This is a genomic window from Lamprocystis purpurea DSM 4197, from assembly GCF_000379525.1.
In the GTDB taxonomy this organism is placed as follows: Bacteria; Pseudomonadota; Gammaproteobacteria; order Chromatiales; family Chromatiaceae; genus Thiodictyon; species Thiodictyon purpureum.
This window is the reverse complement of sequence record NZ_KB902370.1, coordinates 1-11,036: the sequence shown is the minus strand read 5'-3', so window position 1 is coordinate 11,036 and position 11,036 is coordinate 1. Positions and strand designations below refer to the sequence as shown.

General features: G+C 64.1%; 11 protein-coding genes. 10 read left to right on the top strand and 1 reads right to left on the bottom strand.

The window, feature by feature from the left end:
- The first annotated feature begins 158 nt into the window (after positions 1-158).
- The 10 genes from A39O_RS0103290 to wecB all read left to right on the top strand — a co-directional run bounded on the left by A39O_RS0103290 (position 159) and on the right by wecB (position 10,185).
- Positions 159-1,385 carry a glycosyltransferase family 4 protein gene (locus A39O_RS0103290; RefSeq protein WP_020503287.1) on the top strand — a complete coding sequence of 409 codons (1,227 nt, stop codon included), beginning with the start codon at positions 159-161 and terminating at the stop codon, positions 1,383-1,385.
- A 7-nt stretch (positions 1,386-1,392) separates the two neighbouring features.
- A complete protein-coding gene (locus A39O_RS0103285; protein WP_040527016.1) occupies positions 1,393-3,153 on the top strand; it encodes a heparinase II/III family protein in 1,761 nt (586 codons plus the stop codon).
- A 394-nt stretch (positions 3,154-3,547) separates the two neighbouring features.
- Positions 3,548-3,820, top strand: a complete 273-nt coding sequence (locus A39O_RS0103280; protein ID WP_020503285.1) for a hypothetical protein — start codon at positions 3,548-3,550, stop codon at positions 3,818-3,820.
- A gap of 108 nt (positions 3,821-3,928) precedes the next feature.
- Complete coding sequence (locus tag A39O_RS0103275) at positions 3,929-4,150, top strand: dTDP-glucose 4,6-dehydratase (RefSeq protein ID WP_322786428.1); 222 nt, start codon at positions 3,929-3,931, stop codon at positions 4,148-4,150.
- Between the two features lie 422 nt (positions 4,151-4,572).
- Positions 4,573-5,556: a magnesium transporter gene (locus A39O_RS37620; protein WP_020503283.1), complete on the top strand. Its 984-nt coding sequence runs from the start codon at positions 4,573-4,575 to the stop codon at positions 5,554-5,556.
- A 285-nt stretch (positions 5,557-5,841) separates the two neighbouring features.
- The gene (locus A39O_RS43090; RefSeq protein WP_020503282.1) at positions 5,842-5,967 is read left to right on the top strand and encodes a hypothetical protein; all 126 of its coding nucleotides are present in this window, start codon (positions 5,842-5,844) and stop codon (positions 5,965-5,967) included.
- Between the two features lie 223 nt (positions 5,968-6,190).
- On the top strand, positions 6,191-6,736 hold the full coding sequence (locus A39O_RS31805; protein WP_020503281.1) for an Rpn family recombination-promoting nuclease/putative transposase: 546 nt from the start codon (positions 6,191-6,193) through the stop codon (positions 6,734-6,736).
- Between the two features lie 134 nt (positions 6,737-6,870).
- On the top strand, positions 6,871-7,638 hold the full coding sequence (locus A39O_RS0103255) for a glycosyltransferase family 2 protein (protein WP_040527011.1): 768 nt from the start codon (positions 6,871-6,873) through the stop codon (positions 7,636-7,638).
- 115 nt (positions 7,639-7,753) lie between these two features.
- Positions 7,754-8,500 carry a YdcF family protein gene (locus tag A39O_RS0103250; protein ID WP_020503279.1) on the top strand — a complete coding sequence of 249 codons (747 nt, stop codon included), beginning with the start codon at positions 7,754-7,756 and terminating at the stop codon, positions 8,498-8,500.
- Between the two features lie 584 nt (positions 8,501-9,084).
- Entirely contained in the window at positions 9,085-10,185 is a 1,101-nt protein-coding gene (gene wecB, locus A39O_RS0103245) for a non-hydrolyzing UDP-N-acetylglucosamine 2-epimerase (RefSeq protein WP_020503278.1), read from the top strand.
- A gap of 83 nt (positions 10,186-10,268) precedes the next feature.
- Here wecB and A39O_RS31800 read toward each other — a convergent pair whose 3' ends face one another.
- A complete protein-coding gene (locus A39O_RS31800; RefSeq protein WP_020503277.1) occupies positions 10,269-10,796 on the bottom strand; it encodes a Rossmann-fold NAD(P)-binding domain-containing protein in 528 nt (175 codons plus the stop codon).
- Positions 10,797-11,036 lie beyond the last annotated feature (240 nt).

Below are 11,036 nucleotides of genomic sequence, written 5' to 3'. Positions count from 1 at the left end.
GCGGTCCGTCATTCCGGCATGGATGCCGGAATCCAGTGCCAGGAATGGCAACGCTGCCGATCAGGCTCAGCTAATACCATAATTAATAAACAAGAAACGATGGTTTCAAAGGAATTTCTGTGCACATTTTGTTCCTAAGCGATAACTTTTCGCCGGAGGTGAACGCGCCGGCCTCGCGTACCTTCGAACATTGCCGGGAGTGGGTCCGGGCGGGGCATCGCGTGACGGTGATTACCGGTGCGCCGAATTTTCCGTCCGGCAAGGTCTTTCCGGGCTACCGCAACCGGCTGTGGCAGCTCGAGATGATGGACGGTATCGAGGTGGTGCGAGTCTGGACCTACATCACGGCGAACGCGGGTTTCGCCAAGCGGACGCTCGATTATCTGTCTTTTATGGTCACCGGGTTTCTGGCCGGGTTGGTGCAGCACCGGCCGGATGTGATCGTGGGTACTTCGCCACAGTTCTTCACCAATTGCGCGGCCTGGATGCTGTCGGTTTTCCGCCGGCGGCCGTTCGTGTTCGAGTTGCGCGATCTCTGGCCGGAGTCGATCAAGACGGTGGGGGCGATGTCGGATTCCGCGGCGCTGCGGTTGATGGAGCGTCTGGAGCTGTTTCTCTACCGGCGGGCGACGGCGGTGGTGGCGGTGACCGAGTCGTTCCGGCGCAATCTGGTCGCGCGCGGGATCGATGGCGACAAGATTCATGTCGTCACCAACGGCGTCGACCTGACCCGCTTTGCTCCGATGGTTCGCGATCCGGAGTTGGCCGAACGGCTTGGACTGGCGGATAAGTTCGTCGCCGGCTATATCGGTACGCATGGAATGGCGCACGCATTGGAGACGGTGTTGGAGACGGCGGCACTGATGCGTGCGCATCCGGAGGGTGCCAGGGTGCGCTTCGTGCTGTTGGGGGATGGTGCGCGCAAGCAGGCGTTGAAGGTGATCGCCGAGCAAGAGGGTCTGGACAACGTGTTATTTCTGGATACGGTGCCGAAGTCTGAGGTGCCGCATTACTGGTCGTTGCTGGATGTCTCGATCATCCATCTGAAGAAGTGCGACAACTTTACTCAGGTGATTCCCTCGAAGCTGTTCGAATGTATGGCCATGGGGATCCCGGTATTGCACGGCGTGGCGGGTGAGTCTGCTGACATCGTGGAACGTGACGACGTGGGCCTGGTCTTCGAGCCGGAGAATGCCGAGGCCCTGTGCGCGGGTGTGCTGCGCCTGGCCGAGGATCACGCCCTCTACCAACACCTGCGTGCGCACTGCCTGGAGGCCGCGCCGCGCTATGACCGTACGGCGTTGGCACGGGGGATGTTGGGGGTGCTGGAGGGTATTGCCGGATCGCGGCGACAGGTGTCCAACCCATTAAAACTGAAAGCCTGACTGCATGATGCGCGTTCTGAGATATTGGCACACGCTGCGCTATCTGCGCCCGGTGCAGTTCTATGGTCGGCTGTGGTTTCGGCTGCCGCGACCGCGCCCGGTCGAGCGCCCGGCCCCAGCGCTGCGGCGGCCGGAGCCAAATTGGGTTGCGCCGGTGGTGCGGCCGATGTCGATGCTGGGGCCGGAGTGCTTCCGTTTTCTAAATGTCACACGGACGGTGGTTGGCCCTGGGGCCTGGAACGATCCGGCCTGCGACAAGCTCTGGCTGTATAACCTGCACTATTTTGATGATCTGAATGCGGCGGATGCGGCGGCACGGGCCGATCGGCAGCAGGCGTTGCTGCGGCGCTGGGTGGCGGAGAATCCGCCGGGTGTCGGCAACGGCTGGGAGCCTTATCCGACGTCGCTGCGCATCGTCAACTGGATCAAGTGGGCGCTGGCGGGCAATGCGCTGCCGCCCGAGTGCCTGCGGAGCCTGGCGATGCAGGCCGGCTGGCTGCGTCGGCGTCTGGAGTATCATCTGCTCGGCAATCATTTGTTCGCCAATGCCAAGGCCCTGGTTTTCGCCGGGGCCTTTTTCGTTGGGCCGACGGCCGGGACCTGGCGTGCCTTGGGGCAGCGGCTGCTGGTGCGGGAGTTGCGCGAGCAGATTCTGCCGGATGGTGGGCACTTTGAGCGCAGTCCCATGTATCACGCCATCCTGTACGAGGACGTGCTGGATCTGATCAACCTGGCGGGTGCCTATCCGGAGACGGCCGCGCCTGAGTTGTCGGCGTTCTATCGTGATTGTGCGCGGGCGATGGCGCACTGGCTTAGAGTCATGTGCCACCCCGATGGTGAAATCAGTTTCTTCAACGACGCCGCGATGGGGATTGCGCCGACACTGGCGCAGTTGGTCGATTATGGCGGGCGGTTGGGTCTCGAGGTCGCCGCGACTTCAAGTGCGCCCAGGTTGCAGCGCGCTCGGGCTCCCGTGGTCTGGCTCAGTCATTCCGGCTATGTTCGTCTGGAAGCGGGTTCCGCGGTGGCGCTGCTGGATGTGGCGCCGATTGGCCCGGATTATCTGCCGGGGCATGCGCACGCCGATTCGCTGTCGTTCGAGTTGTCGCTGTTCGGGCAGCGGGTGATCGTCAATGGCGGGACCTCGTGCTACGGCAGCGGTCCGGAGCGGCTGGCCGAGCGGGGCACCGCGGCGCACAGCACGGTGCAGCTCGACGGTGCGGATTCGAGCGAGGTCTGGGGCGGTTTTCGCGTCGCACGGCGGGCGCGGCCCTTGGATGTGCTGGTGGAGCCGGTGCCCGCGTGCGATCTCGGGGCCTCGCGCGGGCGGGACCCGCGGGCGGATCAGGGCGCGGAAGCCGGCGACTGCCCGGTGTTGGATGGTTCGCTGCGGGTCACGGCCGCACACGACGGCTATCGCCGCCTGCCGGGGCGGCCGATCCATCGGCGCACCTGGGAGCTGACGTCTGGTCGGTTCGCGGTGACCGATGTGATCGATGGTGTGTTCGGCGTGGCCATCGCCCGCTTTCATCTGCATCCTGAGATTGCGGCCGAGATCGGGGGTGAGGGTGGGCAGGGACGTTTGCACCTGCCGGGCGGGCAGGTTGTTCGCTGGTCGCTCGGCGGCGGCCAGGTCCGCCTGGTGCCGACTGTCTGGCATCCGGGGTTCGGGTGCTCGGTGCCGACCCCCTGTCTGGAGTTAACGCTCATCGGGTCTGGGTGCCGTCTGGAGCTGGATTGGAGTGCATTGGACGGAGCAGGTCGGTGACGGTGATTCACGCGGATCTGGAACGATTTTCTTGCGCTGCTTGGCGCGTCATGCTGGCTTGGATGGCGGAATCCAGGGCCAGGAGAGGGTTATTGATCGAATGTGGGCGGTGTGCTGGCTGAGGGTTACCGTCCTTGGCACTGGGTCCCGGCATCCATGCCGGGACGACGGACATCGCGGTTGACCGCGCGGTTCGTCATTCCGGCATGGATGCCGGAATCCAGGGGCGGGCAGAGCGGTGGTGCATCGTCGTCGGCCGGAACCCTGCGGGCGGCGCGCGTGCCTAAGCTGACAGCGGCGGGGATGGATTAGGATCCGGGTTCGCAGTAGGCTGACCTTCGGTGGCCGGGACGACACGAACGGCGGCCGACATTTTGAGTGAAAGGAGGTCTTGATGTTATTGATCTACGGCAAATTTGCTCATCAGCGCCGGCTCGCGAAAGGGCTACGCAAGCGCCCGCTGGATCGTACGACGATCGAGGAACTGGATACGGTGATCGACACCCAGTACAAGGAGCTTCCTTGGGGTCTGCTTTGGAAAACGATGGAGCTGTCTAAGAAGGCAAGAGCTGAGGTTCGGGAAGACGATCCCCTGCACGCGGCGCTCTCCAGGATCCTCAGAAGCACGACCTGGGAGATCCAGAATCGATCCAGAGGCGCGTTCTAAACGCGTGGCCGACCCAAGAATGTCGTGAGGCTCTCCGAGCCTTTTCAATGTGCTGGCGGGGACGGTAACATTGACTCAACAGTGGAGAACCAATCCGGCGAGTTCACCATGATCGCGTTGGACGAGACCATCCTGGAGTTGACCGGCTCGCGCTCGGCGCTTGTCCATGAGGCGTTGCCGCAGGACGATCCCAGGCAGCGGAAACCGGACATCGGCTTGGCCCGCGCGCGGCTCGGGTGGGAGCCGACGATGGCGTTGCGGGATGGGTTGAAGCCGACGATTGGGTATTTCGATGCGTTGCTGCGGCGGTCGCAGGCGGTTTGCGGTTGACCTGGTTGCCGGCGCTCATGCCGGCATGGGGTTTGCCGTGACAGAACCGGGCTTAGGCCCGGTTTTTTGGTTTTTGGGGTTTGGAGATTGGTCTGCGCTGACGAAGCGCTTGGTCGTCACTGCGGGTTGGATGGCGGAATTTATTGTTTGGCTGGGGTTATTGGTCGTACGTGGGCGGGGTGCCGGCTGCGGGTTACCGTCCGTGGCACTGGGTCCCGGGTGTGATCAGAACTGATGGGGCCAGCCCTCTCGGTAGGATGGGCAGAGCGAGAGCGATGCCCATCCTCAAGCGCCGCGGTGACCGGATGGGCATCGCTCTCGCTCTGCCCATCCTACGCGCATCTGCGACCACATCACTTTGGATCGCACCCCTGGCTCCCGGCCTCCTGCCGGGACGACGGGTGATGCGGTATGCTGGGCGGATGCGTGATCTCACCCCCTGGCATCGCCTCTTCGGCATCGCCTTGACCGACCTGTTCACCGGCCGGCCCTGGCGCGTGGAGCTGGAAAAAGAGTTGGCGCTCAAGAGCCAGCGGCTGGATGTGCTGATTATCGAACGGCTGCCTGGCGCGGCGGCGGTCACCGATGCGGCGGCGCTGGGGGAACTCCCCGACGGGCTGGAGAACCTCACCGCCCACAACGTGCTCAGCTTTAAATCCAAACAGGAAGCGTTGGATGGCTGGGCGATGGAAGAGCTGATCGGCCACTACGTCACCTATCGCAAACTCGCCTCCATCCAGGCGCTCAGCGGCCCGTCCGCGGGTGAGCCTCCCGCCAACCAGGAACCGTCCCCAGCCGCCAATCGGCTGCTGCCGGAGGCGGCCTTTCGCCTCTATGCGGTCGCCACCCGCCATCCCACCAAACTGTTCGGTCAACTGGCGCCGGGTGCCCAGCACCCCACGGACCGGCCGGGCGTGTACGATCTCGACTGGGGCAGTCGCCGCATCCGTGTGATCGTCCTGAACGCCCTGGCCAAGCACCCGCGCAACGCCCCGTGGGAACTGTTCGCCAGCCATCTGGATCGAATCCGCTATGGGTTGGCGCACTATCGACCACGCAACCTGTCGGCACACCTGCTGCGCTATCATCTGGCGAACGTCCATCAACTGGAGCTGCCCGACATGGCTTATACGCTCGAAGACTTCAAACTTGAAACGTATCGAATGCTCATCGACGATTTTCACGCGCTCAGCCTGGAAGATCGCCAAGCGCTGCTGGAGCGGATGGATGTTGCGGACCGTTTGCGTGGGTTGGACACGGAGGAGATCTTGCGTAGGTTAGACCCGGAGGAGCGTTTGCGTGGGCTGGACCCGGAGGAGCGTTTGCGTGGGTTGGAAGCCGAGGAGCGTTTACGCGGGTTGGACCCCGAACAGGTCAAAGCGTGGCTTAAGCGTACGGGGCATTGACCGGTCGAGGGTGCATGCGCTTCGGTCCGGGCGGCCGTCATGCCGGCGGTCGAATTCCAGGGGCAGTACGCGGCCGGTGCCTGGTATAACCTATGTGATCGGTATCGGGGTGCTTGAACGATTTCGCGGGCTGACCGCGAGGGAGATGTGGGCCATATTGAATCTGGTGACACCGATCCAAGAGACNCGGGCCTATCAGTCGATCTTTGAGGAGGGTAAGACTGAAGGTAAGGTCGAGGGAAAGGCCAGCGCGCTGAAACGCCAACTGGCCATCGCTTCGGCGTTGTGCCGGAGTGGGCGCAGCGGCGCATCCACGCGGCGCCGGTGGAGCAACTGGATGCCTGGCTCGACGGGATCTTCGATGCCGACAGTCTGCTGACCCTGATCGGTCCGGAGGACGGCGCTGGGTGATGCGTGGCGCGTCATCACGGCTTTGATGGCGGAATCTAGGGTTGGGCCGGGCCATTGTTGAACCGTAAGCGTTGTGCTGGCTGAGGGTTACCGTCTTTGGCACTGGGTCCCGGCAGCGTGCCGGGACGACGGAGATCGCGGTTCGGGGTAGCTATTTTCCTGGAAATCATCTAAGGCGACGCGCCCGCATTCCCAAACGCCTCATCCATCACCCAACACGTCCATGACCAAGCGCCACCCGCGCCAGCGCCACCGTCGGCCCCGTGCCCCCGGCCACGACAGCGGCTACAAACTGCCCTACTCCCACGTTGCCATAGTGCGCGACCTGTTGCGACATGTGGTTCCCGGCGACTGGATCGACCAGTTGGACCTGGGCAGCCTGGAAAAATGCAGCGGCAGCTATGTTAGCGACGATCTGCGCGACCGTAGCGATGACCTGATCTGGCGGGTCCGTTGGGGTCCTGACTGGCTCTATCTCTATCTCCTGCTTGAATTTCAATCTACCATCGACGCCTGGATGGCGGTGCGCATCCAGACCTACGTCGGCCTCCTCTACCAGGACCTTATCCTGCAAGCCCCGGAACAGACCAGCCTGCGGCGTGCCTTTGCGGTCTGGATCAGCCGCGTGTTTCTGCCGCGGCGCCTGCCGGGGGTAGCCATCGACTCCATGAATGACTTACACGAGGTACGCGGCATGCTCGCCGAACGTTATGAGACCTGGACCGAACAATGGAAACGCGAGGGTCTGGATGAAGGGCGTGATGAATGAAGCGAGAGGGGGGCGGAGTGACGATCAAGTTTGACCCGGTTGCCGACGCTAGCGCCGGCACGGGGCTTGAGGTGACACAACCGGGCTAAAGCCCGGTTTTCTTGTTGTTGGCGTGCGGATGGCGGTCGGCGTTTATGAAGATTTCGATTATCACGGCAACTTGGAACTGCGCCGGGACGGTGGGCGACTGCCTGGCCTCGGTGGCCGGCCAGTCGCACGCGGCGCGCGAACACATCCTGATCGACGGTGGCAGCACGGACGGGACCTTGGCGGTGATCGAGGCCCAGCGGGCGGCGCTCGCGGTGCTGGTGAGCGAGCCGGACGGCGGGATCTACGATGCGCTGAACAAGGGGATTGCGCGGGCCAGTGGAGAGGTGGTGGGGTTGTTGCACGCCGACGATCTCTATGCGGATTCGGAGGTGCTGGCGCGGATTGCCGCGGCCTTTGCCGATCCGGCGGTGGATGCGGTGTATGGGGATTTGGTGTATGTGGCCAAGGCGGATACGCAACGGGTGATCCGCCATTGGCGCGCGGGTGCCTATCGGCCGGAGCGGCTGCGGCTGGGCTGGATGCCGCCGCATCCGACGCTGTATCTGCGCCGCGCACTGTATGAGCGTCATGGGGTCTTCGATACGCGCTATCAGATTGCGGCGGATTATGACCTGATGCTGCGGGTGCTCAGTCGGCTGACGGGGCGGGTGGAGTATCTGCCGCAGGTGCTGGTGCGCATGCGGGTGGGCGGGGCGAGCAACCGTTCGCTGCGTCATATCCTGCGCAAATCGTGGGAGGATTACCAGGCGCTGCGGGTGAACGGGATGGGCGGGGTGGGGGCCTTGGCATGGAAGAATCTGTCGAAGGTGCCGCAGTTTTGGCAGGGGCGGGACGCGACGGAGGAGCCGTAGGGGGCGGCGCGGCCGGTTTTTCACAGATGTTTGCGGCGACTTTCACGGTAAGCCGCGACCTCCAGTGCGCGAGGCCTGATCGCCGTCCGGGGTTTGATGGCCGTGGTGGTGTTCGATGATGCTTTCCAAGCTGGTGATCGCAGTGGTTTCCCCGCTGGGGACGGCCTTGGTGCTGGGGGTGCTGGCCTGGCTGTCCGGCCTCTTTGGCAAACGGCGTTTGGCGCTGGTGCTCGGCGGTATGGCCTTGGTGTGGCTGTGGGTGTGGTCGTTGCCGGTACCCAGCAACTGGCTGAGGGGACAACTCGAAGCGGCGTATCCGATGGTGCCGCTGCACGCGGTGCCGAGCGCGCCGGCGCTGGTGGTGTTGGGCGGCGGAATCAGTCCGCCCCAGCGACCGGATGACGCACCGGATCTCGGTGCGGCGGCCGATCGGATCTGGTACGCCGCGCAGCTTTACCACGCCGGCAAGGCGCCGCTGCTGGTGTTGAGCGGGGGTGGTGATCCTGCCGTCAGTCTGACGTCGGAGGCCGCGGCCATGCGCCGGCTGCTGAGTGCGCTCGGGGTCCCGGAGCGCGCGATGGTGCTGGAAGAGCAGAGCCGGAATACGCGCGAGAACGCGCGCTTTTCCGTCGCCCTGTTGCGTGCGCGGGGCATCGACTCGATGGTGTTGGTGACCTCGGCGCTGCACATGCAGCGTGCCTTGGGCTTGTTTGCGGCCGAAGGGATTCAGGTCTTCCCGGCCGCTACGGACCATGAAGCGCGTCGACCCGCGGCATGGCAGATCTGGTTACCCGACACCGGTGCGCTCGACGGCAGTGGGCGGGCCATGAAGGAGTGGGTGGGGTCTTGGCTGGGGCGCTGAGCGGGCCATGATCAGCGTTCCGGCCTGTGCCTTCAGCGCGGCTCACTGGAGGTTTTATGGCCGTCGGACGTGATAACTGGACCTAGCAGCCTGTCGGACTTTAGGCGATTTCCGAATAAGACGCTATCAAGAATCAAGCTCCGTAGGAGCCCGCTTGCGGGCGACGTGACCTGCCGGAATCGCGTCATTGTGCCCCCACCGGTCGCCCGCAAGCGGGCTCCTACGGGTTGGATGCGTCATTGTGCCCCACCCGTCGCCCGCAAGCGGGCTCCTACGGGTTGGATGCGTCATTGTGCCCCACCGGTCGCCCGCAAGCGGGCTCCTACGGGTTGGATGCGTCATTGTGCCCCCACCGGTCGCCCGCAAGCGGGCTCCTACGGGTTGGATTTTTCGCGGAAATCACCTTACGTTAGATTGTGGAGCAACAAAAAGCCTTGATGTTGACTCATACCCTAATCCTCGGGGCTAAGTCCGACAGGCTGCTAGGGGCGGGNTTCAAACCCGCCCCTACACCAAGCGTCTGTCTGGATATCAGGTACGAAGGCTATAGGCGAAGTCCGAGTGACCATCGAGGTACCGCAGTCGTGCTAATCGACATCATCGCGGGCGCGCGCCCGAACTTCATGAAGATCGCGCCTATTATCCGGGCGTTGGAGGCCAGGAAAGCCGCGGGCGGACCCTTGCGATACCGTCTGGTGCACACCGGTCAGCACTATGACGCCCGCCTGTCGGGCGATTTTTTTGTCCAGTTGGGCATTCCGGCGCCGGATGTGAATCTGGAGGTGGGATCGGGCACCCAGGCCGAGCAGACGGCGGCGATCATGATCGGTTATGAGCGGCTGCTGCTGGCGGCGCCGTCCCGGCTGTGTCTGGTAGTGGGGGATGTGACCTCGACCATGGCCTGTGCCATCGCGGCGCAGAAGCTGTGCGTGCCGGTCGCGCACGTGGAGGGCGGCATTCGTTCCGGCGACTGGACCATGCCCGAAGAGATCAATCGGATGGTGACGGACGCCATCACCAATTGGTTCTTCACCACGAGCGCGTTTGCAAACGCGAATCTGCGCCAGGCCGGGGTCGGTGATGACCGGATCTTTTTTGTCGGCAATACGATGATCGACACCCTGCTGGCCAATCTGGAACGGTTGCAGCCACCCGCGTTGTGGCGTGCGTTGGGGTTGCAGGCGGGTGAATATTTCGTGGTGACCCTGCACCGGCCCGCCAACGTTGATACCGGCGATGCGCTGACGCGGCTGCTGGCGGCGATCGCCGCGGGCACCCGCGGTCTCCCGGTCATCTTTCCGGTACATCCTCGGACCGCCAAGACCCTGCGTGCGTTGGCGGCGGTGCCGGCGAACCTGCATCTCATCGAGCCGCAGCCGTATCTGGAGTTCAATTACCTCGTCAAGCACGCCAAGGCCGTGATCACGGATTCCGGCGGGATCACGGAAGAGACCACGGTGCTGGGCGTACCCTGCATGACGCTGCGGGATACCACCGAGCGGCCGGAGACGGTGCGCATCGGCACCAATACGCTGATCGGTACCGATCCGGCAAAACTGGCGCCGGCGCTCGATCGGCTGTTTGCCGGGGCCTGGCCGCGCGGGGCGATACCCGAGTTGTGGGATGGGCGGGCGGGGGAGCGGATCGTGGCGGGGATCGAGCGTGTGTTGGCTGGTCGGGTCTAAGTCCTGCTGATCCCTCCGTCATTCCGGCAGGATGCCGGAATCCAGTGCCAGGCAGGGCCATCGTTCAAACTTGTAGGTAGCCGTTAGGCCAGACGCGTCAGCCCCGCGCTGATCTCCCACAACCGCTGGTTGGCGGCGGGGTCCTGGGCCTGGGCGGGGGCCGAAATGGGTTTACGGTCGCTGTAATAGCCGCCCGTGACGCCGGCCATCGCGGGGTCGGTGGCCAGATAGAGCACCCGTCGTGCCGCCTGCTCGGGGGTCGGTAAGGCCCAGCCGACCAAGCGGTCGACCGCCCGCCAGAACCACCCTTGGGCGCCGTCCGTCCCGCCCAGTTTGGAGCGGAAGACACCGGGGAAACAGCAGTTGGCCGTCACCCCGCTCCCGGCGAGGCGCCGCGCCAACTCGAAGGTGAAGTGGAGGTTGCCGAGCTTGGATTGTCCGTAGGCCTGCATCAACCGGTACGGTCGCCGCTCCCAGTTCAGATCGTGGAAATCCATCGCCGTGTCGATGCGCGTCCCCACGTTGACGATACGCGCCGGCGCGGCGGCCCGCAGGGGGTCGAGCAGCAGATTGGTGAGCAGGAACGGCGCCAGATGTATAGTGGACCCCATGTCCAGGACAGTTTTCCCCCGAATTTAAGTTGTCGTGCCGACGTTCATCGCAGCGGTTTGGCGCTGCCCCAGCCACCGCGGAGCGGTCGTTAAGACGGCATCCGCGCAGCGATTAAGAAAAGATCTGTTGCTGTTGCGCCGCAGGCGTTCTCAGCCAGCTCCGGCGGCCGTGCGGCGCAGTGTGGGCAAAGGGTGAATGAGTGTGGGCAAGGTGGGGGCAACGCGCCCACGGCGCGTTGT

Bases quoted from the DNA above. Each gene is read 5' to 3' on its own strand.
- A39O_RS0103285 (WP_040527016.1), top strand. From the start codon at position 1,393: ATGCGCGTTCTGAGATATTGGCACACGCTGCGCTATCTGCGCCCGGTG.
- A39O_RS0103280 (WP_020503285.1), top strand. From the start codon at position 3,548: ATGTTATTGATCTACGGCAAATTTGCTCATCAGCGCCGGCTCGCGAAA.
- A39O_RS0103275 (WP_322786428.1), top strand. From the start codon at position 3,929: ATGATCGCGTTGGACGAGACCATCCTGGAGTTGACCGGCTCGCGCTCG.
- A39O_RS37620 (WP_020503283.1), top strand. From the start codon at position 4,573: ATGCGTGATCTCACCCCCTGGCATCGCCTCTTCGGCATCGCCTTGACC.
- A39O_RS31805 (WP_020503281.1), top strand. From the start codon at position 6,191: ATGACCAAGCGCCACCCGCGCCAGCGCCACCGTCGGCCCCGTGCCCCC.
- A39O_RS0103255 (WP_040527011.1), top strand. From the start codon at position 6,871: ATGAAGATTTCGATTATCACGGCAACTTGGAACTGCGCCGGGACGGTG.
- A39O_RS0103250 (WP_020503279.1), top strand. From the start codon at position 7,754: ATGATGCTTTCCAAGCTGGTGATCGCAGTGGTTTCCCCGCTGGGGACG.
- A39O_RS31800 (WP_020503277.1), bottom strand. From the start codon at position 10,796: ATGGGGTCCACTATACATCTGGCGCCGTTCCTGCTCACCAATCTGCTG.